24 protein-coding genes and 2 pseudogenes are annotated in these 25677 nt (G+C 37.7%); 10 read left to right on the top strand and 16 right to left on the bottom strand.

The window, feature by feature from the left end; translation table 11 throughout:
- The first annotated feature begins 140 nt into the window (after positions 1 to 140).
- Complete coding sequence (locus CWATDRAFT_RS10355; protein ID WP_007304981.1) at positions 141 to 1886, top strand: mechanosensitive ion channel family protein; 1746 nt, start codon at positions 141 to 143, stop codon at positions 1884 to 1886.
- 103 nt (positions 1887 to 1989) lie between these two features.
- A complete protein-coding gene (locus CWATDRAFT_RS41725; RefSeq protein WP_138984607.1) occupies positions 1990 to 2124 on the top strand; it encodes a GIY-YIG nuclease family protein in 135 nt (44 codons plus the stop codon).
- On the opposite strand, the gene CWATDRAFT_RS10350 is transcribed toward CWATDRAFT_RS41725, so the two are convergent.
- The 9 genes from CWATDRAFT_RS10350 to hypA all read right to left on the bottom strand — a co-directional run bounded on the left by CWATDRAFT_RS10350 (position 2099) and on the right by hypA (position 10098).
- Positions 2099 to 2338 (bottom strand): type II toxin-antitoxin system HicB family antitoxin, encoded by a 240-nt coding sequence (locus CWATDRAFT_RS10350; protein ID WP_007304920.1) that lies wholly within the window; start codon positions 2336 to 2338, stop codon positions 2099 to 2101. The genes CWATDRAFT_RS41725 and CWATDRAFT_RS10350 overlap by 26 nt on opposite strands.
- 311 nt (positions 2339 to 2649) lie before the next feature.
- Positions 2650 to 3555: a peptide chain release factor N(5)-glutamine methyltransferase gene (prmC, locus tag CWATDRAFT_RS10345; protein ID WP_007304919.1), complete on the bottom strand. Its 906-nt coding sequence runs from the start codon at positions 3553 to 3555 to the stop codon at positions 2650 to 2652.
- A gap of 7 nt (positions 3556 to 3562) precedes the next feature.
- The gene (locus CWATDRAFT_RS10340; RefSeq protein ID WP_007304918.1) at positions 3563 to 4300 is read right to left on the bottom strand and encodes a Tic22 family protein; all 738 of its coding nucleotides are present in this window, start codon (positions 4298 to 4300) and stop codon (positions 3563 to 3565) included.
- 128 nt (positions 4301 to 4428) lie between these two features.
- On the bottom strand, positions 4429 to 5955 hold the full coding sequence (locus tag CWATDRAFT_RS10335; RefSeq protein ID WP_007304917.1) for an IS5 family transposase: 1527 nt from the start codon (positions 5953 to 5955) through the stop codon (positions 4429 to 4431).
- Positions 5956 to 6080: 125 nt separating this feature from the next.
- The gene (locus CWATDRAFT_RS38450) at positions 6081 to 6404 is read right to left on the bottom strand and encodes a GAF domain-containing protein (RefSeq protein ID WP_007304916.1); all 324 of its coding nucleotides are present in this window, start codon (positions 6402 to 6404) and stop codon (positions 6081 to 6083) included.
- Positions 6405 to 6576: 172 nt separating this feature from the next.
- Positions 6577 to 7797 carry an FIST signal transduction protein gene (locus tag CWATDRAFT_RS10325; protein WP_007304915.1) on the bottom strand — a complete coding sequence of 407 codons (1221 nt, stop codon included), beginning with the start codon at positions 7795 to 7797 and terminating at the stop codon, positions 6577 to 6579.
- A 14-nt stretch (positions 7798 to 7811) separates the two neighbouring features.
- Entirely contained in the window at positions 7812 to 8696 is an 885-nt protein-coding gene (locus tag CWATDRAFT_RS10320) for a hypothetical protein (RefSeq protein ID WP_232287065.1), read from the bottom strand.
- 233 nt (positions 8697 to 8929) lie between these two features.
- A complete protein-coding gene (gene hypB / locus CWATDRAFT_RS10315; protein WP_007304913.1) occupies positions 8930 to 9763 on the bottom strand; it encodes a hydrogenase nickel incorporation protein HypB in 834 nt (277 codons plus the stop codon).
- On the bottom strand, positions 9754 to 10098 hold the full coding sequence (gene hypA / locus CWATDRAFT_RS10310) for a hydrogenase maturation nickel metallochaperone HypA (protein ID WP_007304912.1): 345 nt from the start codon (positions 10096 to 10098) through the stop codon (positions 9754 to 9756). The genes hypB and hypA overlap by 10 nt, the downstream gene beginning before the upstream one ends.
- A 779-nt stretch (positions 10099 to 10877) precedes the next feature.
- Between hypA and ltrA the strand changes: the two genes are divergently transcribed.
- The 3 genes from ltrA (at position 10878) to CWATDRAFT_RS10295 (ending at position 14063) form a co-directional block, all read left to right on the top strand.
- Positions 10878 to 12662 (top strand): group II intron reverse transcriptase/maturase, encoded by a 1785-nt coding sequence (gene ltrA / locus CWATDRAFT_RS10305; protein ID WP_007304982.1) that lies wholly within the window; start codon positions 10878 to 10880, stop codon positions 12660 to 12662.
- Between the two features lie 135 nt (positions 12663 to 12797).
- Entirely contained in the window at positions 12798 to 13196 is a 399-nt protein-coding gene (gene gcvH / locus CWATDRAFT_RS10300) for a glycine cleavage system protein GcvH (RefSeq protein WP_007304983.1), read from the top strand.
- A 555-nt stretch (positions 13197 to 13751) separates the two neighbouring features.
- Entirely contained in the window at positions 13752 to 14063 is a 312-nt protein-coding gene (locus CWATDRAFT_RS10295) for a TIGR03792 family protein (protein ID WP_007304984.1), read from the top strand.
- 236 nt (positions 14064 to 14299) lie between these two features.
- Here CWATDRAFT_RS10295 and CWATDRAFT_RS10290 read toward each other — a convergent pair whose 3' ends face one another.
- Positions 14300 to 14626, bottom strand: coding sequence for an SH3 domain-containing protein (locus tag CWATDRAFT_RS10290; protein ID WP_232287064.1), 327 nt, complete (start codon positions 14624 to 14626; stop codon positions 14300 to 14302).
- A gap of 133 nt (positions 14627 to 14759) precedes the next feature.
- Between CWATDRAFT_RS10290 and CWATDRAFT_RS37170 the strand changes: the two genes are divergently transcribed.
- The 5 genes and pseudogenes from CWATDRAFT_RS37170 (at position 14760) to CWATDRAFT_RS10265 (ending at position 19870) form a co-directional block, all read left to right on the top strand.
- Positions 14760 to 14897 (top strand): hypothetical protein, encoded by a 138-nt coding sequence (locus CWATDRAFT_RS37170; RefSeq protein WP_157134065.1) that lies wholly within the window; start codon positions 14760 to 14762, stop codon positions 14895 to 14897.
- 154 nt (positions 14898 to 15051) lie between these two features.
- Positions 15052 to 16534 (top strand): annotated as a pseudogene (locus tag CWATDRAFT_RS35685) (IS1380-like element ISCwa5 family transposase).
- 272 nt (positions 16535 to 16806) lie between these two features.
- Positions 16807 to 17499 carry a DUF1517 domain-containing protein gene (locus CWATDRAFT_RS10275; RefSeq protein WP_085961746.1) on the top strand — a complete coding sequence of 231 codons (693 nt, stop codon included), beginning with the start codon at positions 16807 to 16809 and terminating at the stop codon, positions 17497 to 17499.
- An 87-nt stretch (positions 17500 to 17586) separates the two neighbouring features.
- Positions 17587 to 18321, top strand: a complete 735-nt coding sequence (locus CWATDRAFT_RS10270) for an ADP-ribosylglycohydrolase family protein (RefSeq protein WP_232287063.1) — start codon at positions 17587 to 17589, stop codon at positions 18319 to 18321.
- A gap of 118 nt (positions 18322 to 18439) precedes the next feature.
- Positions 18440 to 19870: a glycosyltransferase family 2 protein gene (locus CWATDRAFT_RS10265; RefSeq protein ID WP_007304989.1), complete on the top strand. Its 1431-nt coding sequence runs from the start codon at positions 18440 to 18442 to the stop codon at positions 19868 to 19870.
- Positions 19871 to 19914: 44 nt separating this feature from the next.
- Here the strand turns inward: CWATDRAFT_RS10265 and CWATDRAFT_RS10260 are convergent, their stop codons facing one another.
- The 6 genes and pseudogenes from CWATDRAFT_RS10260 to CWATDRAFT_RS10240 form a co-directional block, all read right to left on the bottom strand.
- Complete coding sequence (locus CWATDRAFT_RS10260; RefSeq protein ID WP_007304910.1) at positions 19915 to 21372, bottom strand: sensor histidine kinase; 1458 nt, start codon at positions 21370 to 21372, stop codon at positions 19915 to 19917.
- Between the two features lie 144 nt (positions 21373 to 21516).
- A complete protein-coding gene (locus CWATDRAFT_RS10255) occupies positions 21517 to 22185 on the bottom strand; it encodes an HAS-barrel domain-containing protein (RefSeq protein WP_007304909.1) in 669 nt (222 codons plus the stop codon).
- Positions 22186 to 22196: 11 nt separating this feature from the next.
- A complete protein-coding gene (locus tag CWATDRAFT_RS32325; RefSeq protein ID WP_007304908.1) occupies positions 22197 to 22367 on the bottom strand; it encodes an NAD(P)H dehydrogenase subunit NdhS in 171 nt (56 codons plus the stop codon).
- A 314-nt stretch (positions 22368 to 22681) separates the two neighbouring features.
- Entirely contained in the window at positions 22682 to 23281 is a 600-nt protein-coding gene (locus CWATDRAFT_RS10250; protein ID WP_007304907.1) for a hypothetical protein, read from the bottom strand.
- A gap of 61 nt (positions 23282 to 23342) precedes the next feature.
- Positions 23343 to 23759 (bottom strand): annotated as a pseudogene (locus CWATDRAFT_RS10245) (glycosyltransferase); the annotation flags it as partial.
- Between the two features lie 299 nt (positions 23760 to 24058).
- Positions 24059 to 25555, bottom strand: coding sequence for an IS66-like element ISCwa4 family transposase (locus CWATDRAFT_RS10240; RefSeq protein WP_007304905.1), 1497 nt, complete (start codon positions 25553 to 25555; stop codon positions 24059 to 24061).
- Positions 25556 to 25677: the final 122 nt, after the last annotated feature.

The following is a 25677-nucleotide window of genomic DNA, read 5'->3' as shown; positions in this document are numbered from 1 at the left end:
TAGTAATTTTTAAGAATTTATCTTGAAGTTCTGAAATAAATCTAAACAAAAAGTCCTATTTGCTAAAGGTTAGGCACAATTACGATAGGTGTCAGTGATGGCAAACCATAGATTCAATTATAGCTAGGGAATATACGTGGATGAAAGATTATTTCTTAAATTTTTATACAAGTAAAATATATCAAAGACTTATTTTAGGACTCTTAGCCTTATTATTAGTCTTATTTCAAGGCAGTTTTCTACAGAGTTATAGCTTAGAAACGGAAGATAATAGTCCAGGGTTTCCTGTGGTATTTGACCATATTACTCTTTTTAATGTTTATGAGTCAAATGGCTCTTTGTCAGCACAAGAAAGAGCGACTATTATCACCCGAAGATTAAACACCATTGCTAATGATAGTAATATAGAAATTACCGACGATAAATTTGATATTGATGATCGGGGTAATGTGATTATTATTTTATTTGACAATAAAACCTTAATCACCGTAACCGCAGACGATGCTGTAGCAGAAACAACTTCTCGTCAATACTTAGCAGAACAATATTTAAAGAGTCTCAAAAAAGCTTTGAGAGCTTATCGCAGGGAACGAGGTCATTTTTATTGGGTAATTGGGTTAATTTCTACCGGGATTAGTTTATTAATATTATTAGTAATTCTCAAAATATTTGACTTTATTTTTCCTTACATTAATTCCCACATAGAAAGATGGCAAGGAACTTTGATTCCGTCTATTAGAATCAAAAACATAGAATTGTTATCAGCAGACAAATTAACCCAAATTTTCAAGACACTGATTAAAACAGTTCGCATTATTGTTACTCTTTTTATTCTTTATAGTTTTGTTCCGTTTATTTTAGGGTTTTTCCCACAAACAAGAAAAATATCTAACGTTCTTTTTGATTATTTAATCAAGGCTGTTACCACAGTTTTAAGTGGTTTAGTTGGTTATTTGCCTAATATTTTTGTAGTGGGTGTTATTATCTATTTAACCTATTATACTTTACGATTTTTAAAATTTATTTTTAACGAAATAGAAACAGGAAATCTACACTTTACTGGTTTTTATTCTGAATGGGCGCAACCAACTTATCAACTACTTAGTTGGTTAACCATTATGTTAGCTGCTGTATTTACTTTTCCTTATTTACCAGGTTTTGATTCTCCTGCATTTAAAGGGGTTTCTGCTTTTGCCGCTCTTTTATTTACATTAGGTTCGACGGGAGTTGTTTCTAATACAGTATCGGGTTTAGTGTTGATTTACACCCGTGCTTTTCAACTGGGAGATAGAGTAAAGATTGGTGACTCTGTGGGGGATGTCCTAGAAAAAAATCTTTTAGTCACAAGAATTAGAACAGTTAAAAATGTTGTAATTACTATTCCTAACTCTGTAATTATGAATAGTAATGTTATTAACTATAGTTCTTTAAAAAGAGACTTAAAAAGTCCGTTGATTTTACATACAACTATTACCCTTGGTTATGATGTTCCTTGGCGGAAAGTTCATCAGGTGTTAATTGCGGCTGCTCAATCTACTAATTATGTCTTAAGCAGACCTTCTCCTTTTGTTTTACAAACAGCTTTAAACGATTTTTATGTGAGTTATGAAATTAATGCTTATACAAATGAATCTACAAAAATGCATGATATTTATTCACACTTACATCAAAATATTCAAGACCAATGTAACGAAGCTGATATCGAGATATTATCCCCTCATTATAGTGCCATTCGTGACGGTCATCATAATACCATCCCAGCAGAGTATTTACCCGAAAATTATACCGCTCCAGGATTTCGTTTAGATCCCGTTACTAATTTATTTAACCAGAATAATCATAATCATAATTCTGTTAATGATTCTGTTGAAAGTCATGGAAATTAATAACTATGTGATCTGTCTTATCTAGTTTTATCTTATATATGATAATCTTTCTGATAATTTTGGGTATCCTAACCAATAAGAGTTTTGAGAGGATGCCAAATGAATGATAAAGATAACTCGAACATCTCAAAGCAAAGTAATTTACATTGGACAATCAAAAAATATTTACAAACGCTGGAAAAATGGTCACGCTTTAACACTAGGAAAATTACTCATGCTAAAATACTTAACGGTTTAACAATTAAATTATCTTGAGGAATAGGTTGATTATCTTCTCTTAAACTTTCTAGATACAATTCAATAGCTTCTGTCATATTCTCAATAGCTTCTTCAAAGGTATCTCCTTGGGAATGACACCCTTTCAAAGTGGGACAAAAAGCGTGATAACCCCCCTCTGCTTCTTGTTCTAAAAGAACAGTATAATTATAAATTTGCTTGCTTGTATTACCCATAGGTTTAATTTATTGTCAACTAATCCTATCATAAACGTTTTTTGAAAAATAACTAGAGAATAAAAATAAAAAGGTGCGTTCAAAACGCACCCTAAAGTCATGCAAATAATACTTAATTAATGATGAGACTGGAGCATCATCATGGGCAAATGGGTTGTAACTGAATTAGTTAACTTAATAAATTAGTTTAACATCTTGAGGTAAAAAAATTTATGATTAAGCTTATAAATGATAAAGAAAATTTAATTAAGCTTATAAGCATAGATTATATAATATGTAATATTGATTATTAATAGAAGTAAGTCTATATATTAAGAACGATAAGCCAAGGCAAAGCGACTGATTCCTGCTAAATCTGGTAGAGTTTGAATAGATTGATAATGACCAGATGTTTCTAATAGTTGTCTAACTGTTTCTCCTTGTCCCGCCATCATTTCCACTAAAAAAATGCCTCCTGAAACCAAATAATCAGGAGAAGTATCAATTAGATAACGAATCGCCTCTAAACCGTCATTTCCTCCGTCTAAAGCAAGTATGGGTTCATGTTCTTGCACTTCTGGTTGTAACTCGGACAATAAGGATGTGGGGATATAGGGAGGGTTAGACACCATTGCACTGACTTGTCCTTTTAACTGTTCTAAAGGAGTCCACCACGATCCTTGATAAAAGTTGATTCTATGAGAAAAACCTGCCTGAATAGCATTTTCTTGGGCAATGGTTAAGGCTTTACTGCTAGTATCTACAGCATGAATAGTTGCTTGGGGAAAACTATCCCCTAGGCCAAGGGCGATGGCACCACTTCCCGTACCGAGATCCAGCCAATGGCCAAACATTAGATCGGGGTTAGGACTCTGTTTCGCTGCCTCAACTGCAAAATCAATGATTAATTCCGTTTCAGGACGAGGAATTAAGACATCAGGGGACACTTTTAAGGAAAAACGTCGCCAGGGAGTGATACCCACTAAATATTGTAGAGGGACTCTCTGTTTAACCCGACGTTGCCATAATTCGGTTAATTTTGATAAGGGGTATTGTAGGGGAATTTGCGATCGCTCTTTAAATAACCCCAAGCGCAAGGATAAACTATCTAAGGGAGTTACGGTTTGAAGCAACCAGTCTACCTCTGAGGCAGGGATCTCAGCGGCGATCGCCTCTTGTTTGGCCCAACGATACCATTGATCTAATGTTTGTCCGGAGATAGAAAATACAGAGGCCATCTTCAATTTATTGGGGTTGATTTTGAGGATTGGAACGAATAATTTTCATCATCTCTTCAGAGGGCCAAAACCGCAAACTTCTGAGTAAAGGATTATCGTGTTTCTCCAGATTAGCAATCAAACTACTCAGAGAAATAACACTAATAGTGATACCCTGAGCAAGTTCAGGTTGGGCTTGACTAACCGTATTTATCCATTGGTCAATGGTAGCTTTTTCAAAGAAGACAGGAACAATGTCTTGATCATCTTGTTTAATAGTCAGATAAGATTGATCCGATGCAATTTTCGCCATGTATAAGGGGACATCCCCTGGATATTTTTGACCATTTTCCGTGACAAATTGGCGAGCAATTTCTAATTCTTTTGTATTGGGAATATAATCTAGAAAAAGGCGGTTTGAGTTGCTGGAATTTTGGCGCGCAACCTCATAAATACGACCCAAGGGAAACATTTGAATGCGATAAGAATTAGCCGTTTCAGGATCTATTCGTCGTAGCTCTGTGGCAAAAGCTTCAGCTTCCCTGCGACTCATAAACACTGGAGTGACGACGCTACCATCATCTAATTGACGACCAACAGGAGAGCCTTGTTGATTAATTAAACTATAAACAGGAAATCCTGCCAAAAAATCCACAATTGCCGATTGTGGTAGAGCAACCACTGGGGTTGGTTGTATTAAACCGAGGTTACTAACAGGATTAATGAGGATACCTAATGTTAAACTCCAACGAATTATAGGTTTCATGGTATTTTTGTTGGTTGCGTAACAAATCTAAAATCTTTAGAAGATTATAACAAAATCCCCAAACCTAAATATCTGGGGATTTTTTAATGATTTTTAATTAGGGTTTGCTGAAAAAGTTTCTCCAAAATTTATGCCACTTTTGACCAAGAATTTTCTGACAAATCAATAAGTTTTAGTACATAAAAATTGTTTAAAGTATAATCAAAATTAATGAAAGGCGGTTTGATGAGTTCCCCTGTTCTATTGTTAGTAAATAAGGACAAAAAAAGCGACAAAAACTGCCTCAGAAGTTTAGAAAGATTGACAACTAAAAATGTAATAGCAATAGATGTAATGGAGGTTTCAGGGAGTTTTTTCATCACGAGATTTAGGCTAAATCTTCGTTTAGCTTGTCCAAACTTTCCCTCAATAGCATTACGGAAGCATTCATCGGAGTGGGCTTGTTTCGTGTCTTCTTTACTGACAGTTTTCGGAGGTCTTCCTAACTTCGGACCACTGATTCTTATCGCTCTTTCCGTACACCAATTTCTGTTTTCCGTAGTTCGATAAATTTTATCTACATGGACGGATTCGGGATAATAGCCAAACGTTTCTTTATACTGTTCTACTTGTTCTTTTAAATGACAAGATTCATTGAAGTTTTCCCAACTTATTTTGTATAGAAACACATAGTTATCTACACAGCTTACTGAGAGTTTAGCTCCAAACTCTATTGGTTTTCCTGCTTTTCCCCTCACTATTGGACGAATATGCCGTTGAGTTAAACTTACAATTCTTTGAGGAACACTCTGGGTCTTATTCTCCCACATTGGCTGTTGTTGTTCATAAACTTTTTTGATAGTCTCTAGACAATTTTTCTGTCTTTTACTCAGATTTTCCAGGGAAGCCCCAGCTTGAATTAAGTCTTCTATATTTCCTAAATTTTTCTTAAGGTATTTTAACTGTTTCCCGATAGCTTTTCTTCTTTCTTGATAAGATACTTTTCGTTTTTTAGCTACTTTTAAGTATTCCTTTCTAGCAATTATTCTAGAAGTTCTCGGCTTTTTTCTCAATTTTACTCTTAATGGTTTATAAAGATTATCTATTATTCTTTCTGTCTCAATTCTGGCTTGATTTAATATGCCTAAATCCGTTGGGTATTTGATGTCTGCTGGCGCACAAGTCGCATCTAAAATTAGTTTACCTTTATTTTTTATTTTTTCTCCTTTTTCTTGGAGACAATCCTTTTTTTTTACTTCTTTATCACTCTTGTCTATTTCTCTTTTTACTATTTTTTTATTGATTTTGTTTATCAATTCTCCATCAATTCTTTTCCTAAAATGAACTAGCATTGAAGATTCCAGTGGTGGCTCTTGTTGATAACAATTTAAACCTATAAAGTATTGTAGATAAGGATTTTCTCTAATCTGTTCTATAGTTTCTCTATCACTTGTTCCTAATTTTTCCTTAATAATTAATGTCCCTAATGCCATTCTAAATAGTTTGGCTGGCGCACCTTTTTCTGCTGAAAAAAGTTTAGCATATTCTTCCTCAAAATCATCCCAAGGTATCAACTCTGCCATGATTACCCAACGATTATTGGGGGACAATTTGCCCTCGAAAGGTAATTCAAATTTTTCTGGGGGCGGTAAAGGTTGCTCCTCTTTTCGATACATTTGTTCTTGACCAACAACTGGGAGGTGTTTCTACCAATTATAGCGGTTTGTAGCCGACAAAGCTGATCTTTTTTGCGATCGCGAATATGGGTGTAACCTTTTAAAGAATAGGGTTTTGCTTTTATTCAGCAAACCCTAATTAAGGCTTCTCTCTGGGCTAATGCTCTTACTTGTTGGTAGGCTTGGGCTTGGGAAATAGCTAATTTTATTTGTTCTACTACCATTTTGGTAATAGCAATTTCTTGTTTTTGCCAATGGTAAAAATCACAATTACGGTGTAATCCAACCACAGCAATAAAATTATTTTCTAAGGTGAGAGGAATTAATAAAGAGGCTCCAATTTTCGTCAGTTGATATGCTTTTTCTCTGGGCTTTTCTGCAAAACTATATTTTTTTATACAGTTAATTATTTCTATCTTCTGAATAGGAACAATTGTCTGTTCTAACAAAGCTAATTGATTATCATTTTTCTCTTTTTTTTATTATAAAAAATACTTTTATTGATTGAATAATGAGAATTAAATGGACTAAAAACGCAGTAATCAACGTCTAAAAGATGTCCCAATTGATTAATAATTGTCCGTAAACCTACTTCTAAAGAAGTAGAATCAAGAGGTTCCATTAAATCCTTAATTGTCGTAGTAGGGCGATTACAGAAGTATAACCGTGTAGAAAAGTTTCCTTTCCTACGGGGCCAATTTCACCATTGCAGAAAAATCCTCCTATGGGAACCCCAGGAAAATAATTAGCTAATAACTGAGAGTCAAAATTTGGTATTTGGTATAAGGTTTGTCCCCTTCCCAGACAAGAAAACATCAACGCACCTTGAATGGGAGTTGGTGGGTTAGACTGTTTGAGTAGGGTATCTAAGTCATCGGCAGAGGTTTGAGCATCCCGTAGATGAAATTGTAATCTTTGGCCGGGTCGAACGCGATCGCCGATAGAGATAGCGCCCAACTGTGGATCGACCCCCAAGAAATTGCGGATTAAAAAATCTCCTGGTTGTAATTCTTGTTTAAATTCATCTCTAACCACTCCTACAAATAGGGAATGTTGAGCCAGACTACGATCCGAGTCGTTTAAACCTTCCATCAACTGTCGCAACCATTCCAGGGGAGATTTCGTTTCCCCGTCTTGGGACAATTCTAAAATAATATTTCGTTGTCCTTTAACCACTTGATAGGGTTCACCGATAGGACGACATCCTTGGGCGACAATGGTATCGATGGCAATATTACCACTCAAGGCCAGCCCTACGGTTCCCTGATGATAAAACCCACTTTGGGGATCATCTGCTTGATGATAAAATACGGTTCCTGGAACCCCCATCAAATTGCTACTACTTAATCCTCCGACTTTAACCGATTGAGGATAGGCAAAATCTAAACCTGCCAGTAAGTCGTTAATGGGAGTGGAGAAGGGGTCGGACAATAAAATAAAATTGGGTTGTTCTTGGGGAGAAACTCCCATTAATTCTTGCCAAATTTCGGGGGAACTGTCTAAATCTGGTAAACTCTCAGGGTTGAGAAAAAAAGGGTTGATCTTGACATTGGGTAAACAACCAACTGTTAAACTCAAAGCCGGATTGTTTTCTATCTCAGAGCTTTCTTTGTTCTCATTTTGCCCAATAATTCCGGCACCACCACAACCGATCAATATGGGTAGGGGAAATTTTTCCAAGATTAAGGGAATTAATCGTGAATAATCACTGGCATAAGCCGATGAAATCCAGAAAATGCCCACATCAGCAGGACTCGACAAACGACTAAGAATCGTTTGACTCACTTCTGTCACAGCAGTTTCTAAAGAAGGTTGAGTTGAGAGGGCGTTAGTCCAGAACATTCGTTTTTGAGCAATTAAGGAGTTCGATTAAATTCTCCAGAGGGCATAGCATTCCTGGGGAAAACCTCCGCTGGCATGGAGTTGAAATCAGTATCAATGGTTAAATCCAAACTAGCATCAATTTGTTTGACCATATCAGAGACACTGGTTCGATACACTGTTCTCATGAAGATATCAATATCCACCACTTCTTTTTCGGGTAGAGAGGCAAAAAACACATCTAGTTCAGCATCTCCCCAACTACCAGCTTGCACGGGATTAGCTGAAGGTAAGGTCACTTGACGCAAGGGAACGACAAAATCCTCAGACGGACCCCCGATAATAGCTACCGGTCCCCCAAAACGGGGTAAGCGGGGCTGATTTGTGTTGAGGCCGGGAACTCCTAAGGCTCCGGTTCTTGTGGTTGTTGCTCCACCTCTTGGGGTAGGAGGGGCTTCTGGGGACGGTAATACCCCAACACTTAGAGGATTACTCAGTTCCGATGCTGTAGTAGTGCCAAAATCATAGATGTCCTTATAAATATCGGACGCAGCCACTTGTGGCAAGATAGGAACTTCTTCTACGATTATATCGTCTCTATTTAGGTATAGGTTGATCTGACTAAGGGAAGCAACTATAGAATCTATAGATATGCTTTTTGGATCTGACAAAGCTTGTAGAACAGTTGCCTCTGGGGCAAAGGGATCGTCAAGGCTTGCTACTCCTTCTTGGGGAGGGATCAATAGAGCGAGAATATCGGGGTCTAGAAAGTCTAGGGTTGTTATTTCTCTTATGTTGAGGCTCTGTGTTGTTCCCAGAAGTAAGCGCAGGGTAGCCCCTTGGCTTGGTGGGGTTAGACAATCAAGAGCATTAAGACAGACTAACAGTCCTAAACTAATCTTGATTGAGTTTAAAGACAACTTCTTTAGCATAAAACAGTTATTTTTGCAACGGTGATGACTTCAATATTTACCATTGGATTTATTCATAGATTTTTTAGATAATCCTAACGCTCCCACCACTAGCAATCCACAGTTTAATTCTACCCGAAAATTTTCGTTTTATCAGTCAATTGAAGAAAATTATTTGCAGAAGTCCCCACCTAATAAATTCCCAAAAAAACACTGATATGTTCGGTGGGGATGAATGAAAACTAATAAATCAACTGATTTTCTAGCCAATGATACCAGGAGGATAACCCTTCTCCCGTCACAGAAGAGACTTGGAATATTTCTAAGTATGGGTTAACTTTTCGGGCGTATTCGAGGGATTTCTCTACATTAAAAGAAACATAGGGTAAGAGATCAATTTTATTTAAAATCATTACCTTGCTTTCCCGAAACATATGGGGATATTTGATGGGTTTATCTTCTCCTTCTGTCACAGAAAGAATAGCTACTTTCCCTGCTTCTCCCAGATCAAATAACGCAGGACAAACCAAATTACCCACATTTTCAATCATCAAAATTGAGTCTGATTCGGGGGTTAATTCTGTATAGCCTTTTTTCACCATTTCTGCTTCTAAATGGCAACCGGTTCCCGTGTTAATTTGGACGACTTTACACCCTGTCTCTTTAATCCTTTGTGCATCGTTAGCTGTTTCTTGATCCCCTTCAATAACATTAATTTTTAGTTTCCCTTTGAGATCATTAATAGTCCGTGTTAATAGGGTGGTTTTGCCGGAACCAGGTGAACTCACTAAGTTTAAGGCTAAAATATTCCGACCTTTAAAATAACCTCTATTTTCAGCAGCGATTAAGTCATTTTTTTGCAGGATCTTTTCTTCTAAAGTTACTGTAGTGCCGTGCATTTTAGCATGAATTTCTGACGACTCATTATGGTTATGATGATCATCGTGGGAATGAGTAATAACCGTTCCATCGGCTAAGGTATGGATATGATGACCATTGATCTCGGTGGTTTTTCCTGTTTCAATATTGGTCATAGTGACATCATTACCCTCAGAACAACCGCAGGTTACGCACATAATTCTTCCACCTCCATTTCTTTAATTTGTAATTCTTGTCCTTGAATAATATCTAGTTCAAAACTATGGCAGCGATCGCATTGTCCAAAGGGTTGAGATAAATTAATTTCATGTCCACAACGACGACATTTGCCCCTGCCTTCTGTTTCAATAATTTGTAAGGTTGCTCCTTCTAAAATTGTATCTTGACAACAAATATCAAAACAAAAGCGAATAGCATCGGGCATAATAGCTGACAGTTTACCGATTTCTAAAGTAACACGGGTAACTGATGCGCCTTTAGCTTGCTCGCAGACGATAGCCACAATATTTTGAGTAATACCCAGTTCGTGCATAAAGCTAGTTGATTATATTCACCTCTATTGAATCGGTATTTTTGGCAGAGGGATATGTTTTTTAGGAAATTTTAAGCAAATATTCCAGGGAACCTCGCCAAAGATGGAAAAAATAAATTGGTTAGGCTACTTTTCAAGGAACTAATTGGGGCTTATGCTAGACATAGGCGTGTGATTCGTTGAGCTAGAAAGCCTGTACTAAGTACAAGCGTGTAGCTCGTTCTGTACCTGTATAACAGAATAACTGTTGGTTTGTTGGCTAAAGGAGCCACACTCGGAATCAAGGGAGCAATCCTGAGAGGAACGACATAACCCTCCGTTTTGGACTTAGTAAATTCAGGATGGAAGCAGGGTTAAAAGGGAAGCCCGTCATGAAACAGCATGATAAGCCGTTTCCCGAGTCAATCGATTATGGTTAAACATTACGTTGAATCATCGACTTGAACCCTCAAAAAATAAGCAAGTAGCCAAATCTGTTTGACAGGCTGCGTTCGAAAGAACAAAGTGAAAAGTGGAAGTCTGCCTATGCTATCCACACAGATTCCTAAAAGTAACTTGGGGGAAAGATGAAACCTAAAATCGATATACCCAAACCAACGGAACGAATTAAGTCCATGACTGCTCTTACCATCAGGTCGATGATGTAAGTAGTGACAAACTTAAGCGCAAGGGTCATGGATGTGAGAAGCAATAAGAAGCAAATGCCTACTTGTAATGAGTATGGATAAGCTGACGTATTGCTGGTTAATTAGAAGAAATAGTCTCTACTAGAGGTAAATATGTCGAATGCGAGTATAACCAAGACTACGCCAGAATGGAACACAATCAACTGGGCAAAAGTTCAGAGAAAAGTGTTCAAGCTTCAAACCAGAATATTTCAAGCTGTTAAATCAGGTAATAAAGTCAAAGCTAAACAGCTTCAGAAGTTACTGTTAAAGTCACATTACGCAAAGCTCTTAGCCATCCGCAAAGTGACCCAAGACAACCAAGGTAAGAAAACTGCTGGAGTTGATGGGAAAAAGTCATTACGACCTAACCAAAGACTAAAGCTAGTTAACGAACTAAGGTTAAAAGGTTACAAAGCCAAGGCACTCAGACGGGTTTGGATTCCTAAACCTGGAAGAGAGGAAAAACGTGGATTGGGAATACCAACCATGAAAGATAGAGTAATGCAAGCCTTGGTTAAATCAGCCCTAGAGCCATACTGGGAAGCCCAATTCGAGGGAACATCTTATGGTTTTCGCCCAGGCAGAAGCGCACATGACGCAATAGAGAGAATATATACAGTCATAAACTCTAAGGCAAAATATGTCCTAGATGCCGACATTGCAAAATGCTTCGACAAGATTAACCATGACCACCTACTGTCCAAAGTAGATTGCTCATACAACATCAAAAGAATCATCAAACAATGGTTGAAATGTGGTGTATTAGACAAAGGCGTATTTGAGGAAACCGAATCAGGAACACCTCAAGGGGGTGTAATAAGTCCGTTATTGGCTAATATTGCACTACACGGTATGATAGATGATATAGTAAACCACTTTCCCCGTACAAAACGTAGGAAAGATGGAAGTACAAACTGGGATTATAAACCCAGAATCATCCGATACGCTGATTATTTCGTAGTTCTCCATGAGGACTACGACGTTATTCTACAATGTAAAGAACTGATTGCACAGTGGTTAGAACAAGTCGGACTTGAAATCAAGCCATCTAAAACCAGAATCTGCCACACCTTAAAGGATGTAAAAGTTAATGGAAAGATGGAAGAAGCAGGATTCGACTTCCTTGGATTCAACATCAGGTCATACCCTACTGGGAAACACCACTCTGCCAAAACAGGATGGAAGAAAAACCTTGGATTCAAAACTCTAATCAAACCCAGCAAGAAGAAAATACTAGCTCATCACGAGGAAATCAAAGAGGTTATCAAAACCAATAAGAAATCCTCGCAAACAGCATTAATCGCAAGATTAAACCCCATAATCAAAGGATGGTGCAACTACTACCGAACTGTTTGCAGTAAGGAAACGTTTTCATCTGAAGATAACATATTATGGAATATGCTCAGAGCTTGGACAGCCAGCAGGAAAAAGGGAAATGCACCATTGATTAATGCTCTCAGTAAATATTTCACATACGGAAAGCATGGACACTGGACATTTCAAACAAAAGAAATCAGCCTCTACTACCATGCCGAAACGAAAATTATGAGACATCAATTGGTCAAGCCCGAAGCATCGTATTACGACGGAAACTGGTCTTATTGGAGTAAAAGACGGGGTAACTACACTGGAACACCAACTAGCGTTTCAAAACTCTTAAAGAAACAAAAAGGTAGATGCCCCCAATGCAAGCAACACTTTACACCTGATGACTTGATAGAAGTTGACCACATTATCCCTAAATCGAAAGGTGGAAAGGATACGTACAACAATCTACAAGCTCTACATCGTCACTGTCATGATGTCAAAAGCAAAAATGACTACCTCTATGATTGGCTAGACAATGGCTATGAATGGAAAGACGATATGTTAACAGTACCTATGACAAGGGACTAATTGCCGAGAGCCGTGTGAGGTGAAAGTCTCACGCACGGTTCGGAATGGGAGGAGAGGAAGGTGACTTCCTTTTCGACCCCTAATTTTGATGGTCATCAAAGCAAAAAAAATTTATGCTAACTTTGAGGATAGGTCATGGATCTAGAATTTCCTGAAGATTTAAAATATTTGGATACCCACGAGTACATCCGTTTAGATGGAGAAATTGCCACTATTGGCATTAGTTCTTATGCGATCGAGCAATTAGGGGATCTCGTCTTTTTAGAGTTACCCGAAGTAGGGGACTCCTTAGAATTAGGAACTAGCTTTGGTTCTATTGAGTCGGTTAAGGCAGCAGAAGACCTTTATCCCCCCGTTTCAGGAACCGTGGTTGATCGCAATGAAGAAATGATTGAAAGCCCCGAGGCGATCGCTGATGATCCCTACGGTGATGGATGGTTATTAAAAGTCCGTATTGAAAACCTCGATGACGAATCAGAAGATACCATGTCTGCTCAAGACTATCGTGCTTTGGTTGAAGGGGAAGAGACTTAAATGCCGCTAAAGTATTAGCGCGCTCAAGCGGTAGGCTATACCGTGGAGCTCCTGTGGACAGAGGAGGACTGGACGCGCCACCTGTGGGCGCGTATTGAAGTCCGTTGCCGCCGACTGTTCGCAGTTGTTGCAGGAAGTAAACCTCAATGTGTCATATTATGTCGCATTGTATCAGTTTTATGTAGCAGATTAGATCACGTGACGGAGGTAGCTGTGAACATAAAATAGAGTAAAACAGCTACCAATAAAACACAGAGTTTAACAATCAAGTAAGTAATGCTATTAGGGTATAAAAATGTATTAATCATAATCTCACTCCCGGGGAAATAATCTTAGTTTATTTATCGAAAATAGTTGGGTCTAAAACCCCGCCTTTTAAGGCGCATAGTTTTTGAAGCGGAGCATAAATCTCTGTTTCAAAAACAACTTCTGTACGATAGTGCCGGAACGTAGTGAGGAACTTCTGACTTCTGACTTCTGACTTCGTTAACTCCCTATCTTCATTCTCTCGTAAAAATAAGATTTTGTTGTATTAATTCAGTAAAAATTTACAATATGGTTATCGAGTTGCTTAAATTTCGGGTTTCTCCCCAATCTAGGGATATCTTCATTCAGTTGGACAATAAGATATGGACAAAAACTTTAGCGCAGTTTCCTGGTTTTATGGGGAAAGAAGTCTGGATATCCCCTAATATTCCCGACGAAATCACTTTAATCATTCGTTGGGAAACCCGTGAAAAATGGAAAGCTATCCCTCTATCTGTTTTAGCAGCAACAGACGAAGAGTTTGCCCAAGAAATGCAAGATCATCCTTATACAATGATCGAAGCTGAAGAATATCAAATCAGAAAGTTTCTTACTTCCTAATTTCTCCCGTCTCTAATTATCAATGGATAATTGAACTACCAAAATTTTTAGGAAAAACAGCCCAAGAAATACTTGGACTGTTGTTAAGAGTAGCCGATGTAGCGTAAGACTAAAAGCAGACGGCAAACTCTTCTTACGGAGACACTTGAAAAGCTTAAATAGTTAGCATTTTATCTCGTCCGCTGCTCAGCATAATCTAAGTGACCCGTAGTTATTGGTTTTGTTCCCAAACTCAACTAATCGCAAACATAATCGGCACGAACCCATCCCTCTCGACCATTGATGTAAACTTGTTGCCATCTATAACGACCACCATCGTGACCCATAGCACTATTAACAATCATTACTGTTTGTCCATTGCGAACTTGTGTCCAACGGCGATAATTGACTCCAGGGCCGTTTCTGACATTTAAGCGGCCATTGCGATCGTTGGTACAAATTTGTCCATAATAACCTTGTCCTCCTCGTCCCCCTCGACAGTTATCGTAAGGGCCGCATCCAGGCCCTTGCCGTTGTGCTTGCATGGGCAAAGCGGTTGCGCCGACAAGAATGATACTCGCCATCAACGTTTTCAACATAGTCAAATCCTCCGTGTATCTGAGAAGCAGAGTGAATAAGAGCTTTTTCTTGGAAAAATCAAACCTGTAACCTGACTTCTAAGTATTGCGGTTGATGCGTCTGAACATATTGCAACACTTGGTCAAGATCACCTTTATTGGTTACCCGAATTTCTCACAAAATCTGCGATCGCCAAACACAGAAGCCTTACAGGAAGTGGGTTTGAACAGAGCGATCGCAGATTTCCCCAACCAACAGTCTGTTGTCAGATTTTAAGTTAAAATCAACCCGAATTAGACAAAGATGAAAAGATAAATCAATCACTCATTTTTCCAAAAAAATTATTAATAAAATCTCTAATAGTACTAGATTGTTAGAATAAAATATGCTATAATTTAATTATTAAAGCAATTTACCTTAAACTGATTTAATGAGTCCCAGTCATCCCCGAACCCCTCGTCAAGTAATCAACTCTAGTAAACAGAAAGGAAAAGAAATAATCGCTAATTTTGATGGGGGACTAATCACTTCAGATGCGGGGATTGTCTGGATAGCTGAGTTGGATAAAAAACTGGGAATTACCGAGAAGTTTGGTAACTGTTTTCAAGATCATCGTCATCAATCTTATGTAGATCATTCCGTTCATGAGTTATTAGCACAAAGGCTTTATGGAATTATTTTAGGCCATGAAGATGTCAATGACCATGATAAATTACGTCACGATCCTGCCCTTAAGATCGCTTTAGAAAAGCTTAATGAACTTGAAGATAAAAAGGGATGGTTAGCTGGAAAAAGTACAATTAATAGATTGGAATATTGTCCTGAGACTATTCTCGACCAACAAACGAGTCGTTATCATAAAATAGAACCCAACTTTGAAGCCATTGAAAATCTTTTGTCGAATTTTTTTTAGAGTCTTATAAAAACCTCCCTTAAGTATTATATTAGATATGGATGTCACGGATGACCAAGTACATGGTAATCAAGAAGGGGCATTTTTTAATAGTTATTATCACGGAGTATGTTATGCTCCTTTATATATTTTCTGTGGGCATCATTTATTAGTTGCTAAACTTCGTTCATCTAATGTAGATCCAGCCGATGGAGCCTTAGACGAATTACAAAGAATTATCGGACTAATTAGAGAAAAATGGTCAGAGACTCATATCCTAGTTAGGGGTGATAGTGCCTATGCCCGTGAAGAAATCTTCTATTTTTGTGAAAATCAGCCTTTAGTTGATTATGTTATAGCTATGGGAACAAATGGCGTTCTTAAGTTACGAGCGGATGATGTAATTGAAAAAGCCAAACATGAATATAAAAAAAAACTAGCTCCAATAACTGAATTAATGGATAGTTTATTTCAGAAAAAAGAAGATTTAGAAGAAGTTAAAAAATTAGTACCAATTTCTACTTGGTATCGCTCTATTCGTTATAAAACAGAAAAGTCATGGAGTTGTCAAAGAAGAGTAGTGACAAAAGTTTGTTATGGAAGTGATGGCTTAAAAATGCGCCATGTGGTGACATCTTTGCCCGCTTCAAAAATTCCACCCTCAAAACTTTATACAAAAAAATACTGTCCGAGAGGCGAGATGGAAAATCGGATTAAAGAACAACAATTAGACTTGTTAGCTGATAGAACTTCAACTCAAACATTTCAAAGTAATAAACTAAGATTATGGATACATTCCTGGGCTTATGTTCTCATAAATGCTTTTCGTCAACACTGTTTAAAAAAAACTTCATTGGCTAAAGCAACTGTGGGAAGAATACGTCTAAATCTTCTTAAGTTGGGAGCCAGAATAAAGATTAGTTGTAGAAGAATTATTATCGCTATAGCTAGTGCTTGTCCTTATCAAGATATTTTGTCTATTGCTAACAAAAGAATTAAAACTATTCCTAATACTGGATAAGTAGAATAAGTTGTTTTTAAAAAAAGATATCTATCATAAGTTGTTGACTGACTGATACTTTCATTTAGTCTTATTTACCGTGGAGAAAATCAAAAGTTAATATAATTATTCCCTCTTAAACTCAATTTTTGGATAATCAAAGTCAATTTTTTTATTCATCTATATTCAAAATTTCTATTAGTCCTAAAAATTATCATTTTTCATCTCTGGATTGGGCTTTCAAATTAATTTGTGAGAAATCCGGGTATAGTGGTGGGAGTGGAGGAGCATGAATATTTTTTGGAGTTGTCTTCTTTGGTATTTTTGGAATTATTCTCTTTGCCATTGTTTACAGTACACTCAAGTCAGCTTTTTCTGGCAATAGTAATGATAATAACTCTACTGCTTATAGTCGAGAGAGAGATAATGATATTGTAACCATTTCTCGCTTACAAATTGCTTTATTAGCATTAGCAACAGATGTCCAGTCAGGGTTAACGGAATTAAGTTTAAGGGTAGATACCAGTACAGAAGAAGGACTCCAAGAATTATTACAAGAATCTGTCCTAATTTTACTGAGAAGTTCCGAGTATTGGACTCATCATGTGAATAGTTCCCAGAAAATTAATATTGATCAAGCAGAAGCTAAATTTAATAGTTTATCCCTAGAAGAAAGAAGCAAATTAAGTTCAGAAACTCTATCTAATATTGAGGGAAATATCAAAGAAAAATCTGTGATTTCTCCTGATGATGAGTCAGCTATGTATATTGTGGTCACTTTATTAGTGGGAACGGCACACGATAAGCCATTATTTGAAGATATTAGAACCCCAGATGATCTCAAAGAAGCCCTAAATAGTCTAGGTTCTATGCCATCCGATTATTTACTTAAATTTGAACTAATGTGGAGTCCACAAACCGAAAATGATAGTTTAACTTACGATGAATTTATTAGTGAATATAGCAATATGATAGACTTAATATAGGAATTGGATAATGGATAATAGATAATTACCAGAAAAGCTATGAGTCAATCTTTGTTAAATAATTTTCGGGGCATCTTATTAGGACCGGTGATTTCTCAGCAAATCATAGGTCAAAAGCCACCTAAATTAAATTGGGAAATAAGCAATGAAAAAATTATCATAGATTTAATTCAAAATGAAACAATATCTCCAAAAACTTGTCAAACAATCATGTCAAAAAATGAACAAATAACTTCTGGAGAATTGATTTTAAAAGTATTACCTTTAATTATCTTTTTCCATGAAACAGAACATTTATTATCTGAACAGTTAGAAACAATCAAAAACCACACCAATCTAAATCAACAATTAATCCAAGATGTTGTTTTATTTAGGCAAATTATCAACTTGATTTTTGAAGACAAGAAAGACTTATTACCAAGTCTAGAAAAAGTACAAACATTATTAAATAATCAAACCCCATTAACCGAATTAAAGCGACAGTTTCGACAAAAAACCATTTTAGATAGTAACCATTTATTATTGTCTTTGTATTGTTTTGCTAAAACTCCAGACAACTTTAAATTAAGTATTCTACAAGCATCTCAATTTAACCATCTCCCAATTCTTGCCATTACAGCAGCCCTATCTGGAGCTTATAATGGTTATTCTGGCATTACAATACCTTGGCGTTTAACTATGAGTTTAAACAACGAAGATAACTCAAAAGAACAACAAATTACTAAATTATGGGCAAAATGGGCTGGTGTGGATGATCCCTTAAAGACAATGAGACCTATAGAAACTCAGGTTATTAACCCAGTCAGGATCAATAACCGGTAAAATAGGCAACATTTTTGGTTAAAATATGGGATAAATAAGGTTAACAAACACAGGGGAGCAAAAATGATCGTCCCCTGCTCTTAGTAGAAAAAAACAAAATTAAACTAACCCTTGAATTATGGCAAAAAACTATTGGATAGACAACGACGAACAAGACAACTTAGATCCCATCAGTTCCATTTTATCGGAATGGTCCGATCCCGAAGAGGAGGAAGAAGAGTTTAGAAGCGACTTTTTTCAGGGTTTATCAGGAAGACGTAAAAAAGCGGCCTTTGTCTTGATGGGGGTTTGGGGTGTTGTCATGACTCTCCATGTAGTCGCTTGGGGAACAGGAATTATTATTGCTTTAACCACGGTTTTTACCTTACAAGCTTTTCGTCTTATTTTTGCTCAACCCGATCCCATTCCAGAACCCTTATCCGAGGAAGGTTTACAACAGGCCCCTTCTGTGTCTTTGCTGGTGGCAGCCAAAAACGAAGAAGCGGTTATCGGCAAATTAGTAGAGCAATTATGCAATCTAGACTATCCTAGGGAAAAATACGATTTGTGGATTGTTGACGACCATAGTACGGATAAAACCCCGGAAATACTCGATCGCTTGAGCAAAGACTATCCCCAACTCAATGTTATTCATCGTGGGGCTGGGGCCCAAGGGGGTAAGTCTGGGGCCTTAAATGGTGTCTTCCCGGAAACCAAAGGTGATATTCTCGCTGTGTTTGATGCGGATGCCAAAGTAACACCAGACTTACTAAAACGGGTGGTTCCCTTATTTAATCAAGAAAAAATTGGTGCCGTCCAAGTGAGGAAACAGATCGCCAATGAACCCCTGAACTTCTGGACCAAAGGACAAGCAGCAGAAATGGCTTTAGACAGCTTTTTTCAACAAAAACGCATCTCCCTCGGTGGTATTGGGGAATTACGGGGTAACGGTCAATTTGTGCGCCGTACAGCGTTAATTAACTGCGGGGGATGGAACGAACAAACCATCACCGATGATTTAGATTTAACCATGCGCTTACACTTGGATGATTGGAAAATTGGCTTTTTAAACCATCCTGCGGTTCAAGAAGAAGGAGTTACCACAGCGAAAGCTTTATGGCACCAGCGAAACCGTTGGGCCGAAGGGGGTTATCAACGCTATTTAGATTATTGGCGGTTTATTTTTAATCAACCTATGGGGTTAGGGAAAAGGTTTGATCTGATCTCCTTTATTTTGATGCAGTATCTTCTCCCTACCGCAGCTATTCCTGATCTTATGATGATTGTTACTCGTCATCGTTTACCTGTATTGGGTCCATTGACTGGGTTAATGTTATCTCTGTCTTTTTGGGGAATGTTTACAGGGTTACGTCGGATCAAAAATCAAGAGACGTTTCAGTTTATGGATATCTTTGGTTTCGGGTGGCAAACTTTACGGGGAATGGTATATATGATGCACTGGTTAATTATTATGCCCTGTGTTACGGCGCGGATGTCTATTCGTCCCAAACGCTTAAAATGGGTGAAAACCGTTCACGAAGGAACCCCTGAAGAAAGTTATCAGGTTTAGAAACATTTGGGTAGGGGTCAACGGCCGTTGACCCCTACCCAAATTTAATTTAACGGTAAGAAAATGGTGAAAATCTCTCCTTGTTGCGATCGCTGACGAACAATTAACTTACCCCCTAAGCGGTTAAATAAGTTTTTTGTCACGTCCAAATTTAAACTAACACTTCCGGTTTCTGGTTGTAATAATAATAGTTGTCCCAAGGCTTTGAAAGGGTTATGTTCTCGATGAGATTCTGTCTGAAATTGTAGTTTTAATTGATGACCGGCTGTTGTAATTTGTACTTTAATTTCTCCCCCACCAGCAAGACTACGGGTACATTTTTCTATCAAACCTGTTAAAACTTGATCTAACATTCCTGGATCGCTGACCACTTGTGGTAACTTTTTAGGCAGTCCGATCTCTAAATCAACATTTCGTCTTTGTGCTTGTTTTTTCCAACGGGGAATAGATTGATGAAATAGGCTATCTAAGGATATTTTAACTAATTCTACGGAGCAATCTTGATCACTTTTACTCTTCAATTCCGTAGCTTTAAAAATCAACTCCATGCGGTTAATTTGTTCACTACATTCTTGATCAATATTTTCTAATAACCGAGTCATTTTCGGTTGTAAGTCCTTATTTCTCAACAGTAAACGGGTCATGGTGCGAATACTGGTCAAGGGGGTACGAATTTCATGACTTAAGGCTTGCAGTAAAGCAATGTCTGTGGTTTCTTCAACCTGAGAAGCGGTTAAAGGTTTCTGTTGACGGGACTGGGGTTGATGATGATTTTCTTGTAAGTCTTGAATATAGGAATTTTTGCGAGTAATAATAGGAGGAATTTGTGGACAATAATGCAGTAATAATCGAGTAAACTCTGTGACCACTTGATAACTGGGAGTTACAGGTGTAAATTGTTCAACTAATTGGTCTAAATAAGCAAGTTGGGGATGGTTGACTAACTTGAGACGTGATCGCAAGCTTAACCACCCTTGAGTAACCATATCAGGGGCAAAAGAAAATTGAAAGGCCGGCAGTCCTAAGCTATCCTCCCCCAGTACCATCAACAAAGGAAATTTAGGGGTTAAAACGAGGCAAAATTGTTCCGTTGCCAGGGGATCTTGGGGAAATATGGGTAATTCGGTTAACTTGGGACTATTGTTATCCTCAGTTCCCTCAGATACTCCAGTTAGTTGAAATTGTTGCCAACGATAATGGGGATGTTGTAGGGTAAAAATCCCTCTGTGCAGTGTTTTCGTTAGATGGGGATGGCATAAAATGGGGGTAGGGGCAGATAGAATTAGTCCTTGAGGAGTCTCCTCTGAGGTGCCTTCTTGGTCTGTTAACAATAAGAGGGTTTCTAGGGAGGCGATCGCACTCACCCATTGTCCTTGAGCTTTCAGTCGTTGTTGCTCAACTTCTATCTGGGTAGGTTGAGAAGGAGAGGGTATCAAGTTGACCCCTGGATCTCGGTTGAGAATATCGCTTAATTTCTCTAATAACGCCTCGGAAACCATCATAAATTTTTCTCAGTCTGCCACTGACTTCTAACTTCTTCGATGATAAACCGATTAACCCATTTAAAACAGTAGTGGAACCGAACCGAAAAAGTGGCAATTTCCCAAACTAGGGTTTAACAACCGTTAACCCCTACAATCTCAACGTTACAAGGTGACTTGACTAAGAATATATTGCAAGCGATCGTAATCATCTCTTAATAAAATACTGAGGGTTCTGCCCACTTTTACTAACCAATCTTTATCCCCTTTTCTTAATAGGTAAATGTCTCGAATGGCAGCGGCCATTAAAGCATCTACTGGCGCATCTCTAACCTGTAATAAAATCCTTAAAAATTCGACTTGTTCACTAAAATTGAGAATTTCTGCTGCTTCACAGCGATAAACCCCTTGATGAATTTGAGGGGGACGGGGAGGCAAATATTGATAAACTTTGCCTAAACTATTACCATTGCCATTTTCTGTGTTTTGATAACTTTCAAAACCGACAATAGTGGCTTTAAATTCTGTTTTCAACATAGCAAAAATCTGGGGTTGTTGCTCTCTTAACTCGCTTAAGGACAACCCCAATGCTCTTGCACGATGTACAGAATCAATGGGGGTAGTGGTAGCATAGGTAACAACCGCTATTATTTTATTGCCCGATTCTTCATCTAAAGATTTTAGCCAACTTCCAAAGGGGGGCATTACCGGAAAACTTAGGTCTTCTGGTTCCAAACATTGGGCTAAAAATTGGGTAGTCGATGTTTCTATCACCTCGGCAATATGATCAGGGTGATGATTATCCGTGGCAAACTGAGGTAAAGGCAGTCTCATTGTTTATGATACTAAACAGGTTCGATTTCAGAAAGTTGAAAAGTAATTAATTTATCCCAGTTACCCCCTTCAAATAACACGGCGGCCTTTCCATCACTGACTCGTTGTACTAAGCCTTCAAATTTGTAATAGGTATCGTTAGGGTTTGTTACTTTAACTGTGGTTCCTGGTAAAATTAACATTGTTTCTTATGAATAGATACTGTACTTAGTATAGCATATTATCAACAAGCTTACTCTTCTTCTGGATTTCTAGATATGCAACCAAGGGAACAGTTGACGAGCAGCAATTCTGAATTGATACTTTAGTTTTTCACTGAAACTATCATAGTCCTTACCCCCGTATTTTTTCCCTCCTGAATGACTAGAAACCCCGCAAAATTTTGGTTCATTTTTAAATCTTTTGATGATGTTTGCTTCTTTTTCTAAAGAATGTATTACTCGATAATATTCAGGCTCAATAAAAAATCCTTGATTAGGGTGTTTCTCAATAAAGTCTAAGTGTAAAGACTCAAGGTACTTACTATAGAATTTCCAGCTAAATGCAATAAATCTGGTATCACAAAAAGGAGCAAATCTCTTTTTTTGGCTAGGGTATTTTTAAGGATATAACCTTGATCTTTATAGTCGCAAATACAGTCAAAATTATCAGGACAGGTTTCTAAAATTTGGGTTATATTCTCAAGATAAATGCGCCCTGTTAATTTGCCAAAGTGGGTTACACTCTCAATAATATTGGATTGTTTCAAGCCTTCTTGAATTAGTAAACATTCTCCAAAACCTTTTCCGTTAAACCCGTAACTGAGATTATTATTGAGAGAAATAAACTCTACCTGCTTTTGATAGGGATTATTTTGCGTGGCTTGTTCTAAAGCATTTAAGGAACTTCCAGAATTTTCGATAAAAATGATTTTTTTTAGTCTGGGATGATTATGGAGATAACAGTTTAAAGTATTCAAGTATTGCTGTTCTCTCACAGATCTATCTGCGGGATATACTCTGGGTAAATTATCAACACAGATGGTAGCTGTTAAAATCAAGGCAAAGTTGTTTTCTATATTTAACAGTTGATTAGCTTGTGAAGGAAAGTTTGACATTTTTGCATCTCAATATTTAATCTAAAATAATCACTAACAGTCTAGCAAACTTTCGTTCTATTTAGATTGTTTCAACGAGGCTTTCATAAAAACTTAGTGATTTTTGAGCTAAAGCTTTATTTGTATAATAATTTAAAATTCTTTGATAGCCTCTTTCTGATAATTCACTAGCCAGTTTTTTATCTAACATCAAGGACCTTAAACAATTTTTTAAAGCGAGATTATCTCCTTCAGAAAAAATTAGACCAGCCTCTCCAATAACATTAGGAATTTCACCAGAATTTGAACCAATCACAGGAACTTTACGGGCCATTGCTTCGATTAAAACATGACCAAACTGTTCTTTCCAACCTACAGCAGTCAGGGTTTTGAATTTATAGGTTGTTTCTGAAGGTAAGACCAAAACACTCATTAAGTTAATATACTGGGGAACTTGATCATGGGCTACACTTTCCACAATTATTACTTTATCTGTAACTGCTCACCGCAACAAAAAAGTCTTATTGAAAAGCACTACAAACAACATCAGTTGAGTCAACAAAAATATAAGCCCTGTGATTTAGCGTAAAATTTAAGCTAATTTATTACGGCTATTTTAATGACTAACATTCCCAGAATCAAGTCTTTTTAAAACCTCAAATAAAAACAACAATATGAAAAAAAAAGAATAGTAAGATAGTTTTTTGTTAGCGGAGATTATCCGCTAATCCTGTGTATTTTTGTGCAGAGAGATAGGGGGATCAAGAAAAATCTATCCCCCATCGGCTCCGGAGCCTTTTACATCTCTAATCCTGGGGGACTCCGACCAGCTAATGAAAATAATTCGCATAATTGGACAATGGCATTTTGCCCCTGTAATCTCATGGTCTCTAAAAAACTGAACATTTGGGTGACTAACTCTGCACCCCAGTCGCTTCTTGCTCCCCCACTTACTTTGCGGTGAATGACAATGGGACGTAAAGCTCTCTCAGCATCATTATTATCTGGTTTGACTTCAGGATAAGTTAGAAAGGTGAACCACTCTTCCCAATGACGTTTGAGACGGTTAATCAATCTTTGTGCATCATAAGGCCATCCTTTTTTGGGAGTTGCTTTAAAAATCTTTTGCAGTGAGTTCTCGACTTCTGTTCTTTTGGAGCCTAAGTCTTCAAGGGTTAAATTTCGAGCATGATAATGACGATAATGGATACGGGCGGTTGCTAAAACTTGCTGTACATCGGCAGCAAATTCTCGATTCGCTTGAAAACGACTGGTTTTAAGGGACTCTAACTCTCGTTCTAAATGTGCCAGACACTTCTGTTTGGCCATCGCACTTTGTCTAAAGTAGGCACTATAGCAGTCACTGGTGAGGATGCCCTTAAAATCTGCTCCTAACAATTTCTCGACTTCTGCGGAGCTTCTAGTGGGAGCCAACATCAACACACAGACCTCATTTGATGTGGCTACCCAAACCCAATACTTGATGCCATCGATGCAATAACTGGTTTCGTCAACACATCGGATTCCTGGCTGCTGGATGTACTTTAACCACTGTTGGGTCAAGGGTTCTAAACTTTCTTGAAACCATTTGTGCATTTTGGCAAGGCTCCCTTGAGAAATGGGAATGCCAAAGACATACTCTATAAAATGTTCCTGTTTACGCCATGTAAGATTACCCCCATAGCCAAGCCAGCCCACGATGCTACTTAATCGCGCCCCATAACGGAATCCTTCTTTAACTCCCAATGGAACAGGACTGTAATCTGACCATCCACAACTAGGACATTTATAGAATCCGCGACGATATTCCCTGATTTCTATGGGTTGGTCTACTACTTCAGCCACTTGCTGGACTTTTTCGGGAACTACTTCATCTCGTTCCACTGAACCCCCACAAACAGGACAGTTTTCTAGTTCTAAAGGGACTATCTTATCGGGCTGACCAAAACCATTACGGGTCTTCCCTGGGTGGTCATATTTTGGTCCGCGTTTAAATCCTTTTTTGCGTTTCTTTTTGTCAGAAGGCTTTTTTAGTTGGTCTGATGATGGGGGGACTGAACTGTTTTTTGAGTTACGGTTTTTTAGCTTATCTCTCTCTTCTTTCAATTTTTCAATTTCTTGCTGTTGTGTAGAGATTTGTTGTTGTTGCTGGTCAATCAGTCTTTGTTGAAGAGATAACTGTTGTTGTGCCTTGACTAGCCACTCAATCATGAAGACATTGTTCGCCAACTGTTCATCGGCGATAGCTCTAACTAGCTTTGAATCAATGGTAGCATTTGTGGTCATAACCCCCACTATACATAAAAATCCCCGATTTTACCTTTATGTTGTCAAGACAGATTCTTTATTGCGGTGAGCAATTACAATAAAATCTCTAATAGTACTAGATTGTTAGAATAAAATATACTATAATTTAA

The organism is Crocosphaera watsonii WH 8501 (assembly GCF_000167195.1).
Lineage (GTDB): Bacteria > Cyanobacteriota > Cyanobacteriia > Cyanobacteriales > Microcystaceae > Crocosphaera > Crocosphaera watsonii.
The sequence above is the reverse complement of the archived record's forward strand: the minus strand, read 5'-3'. Positions and strand labels throughout refer to the sequence as shown.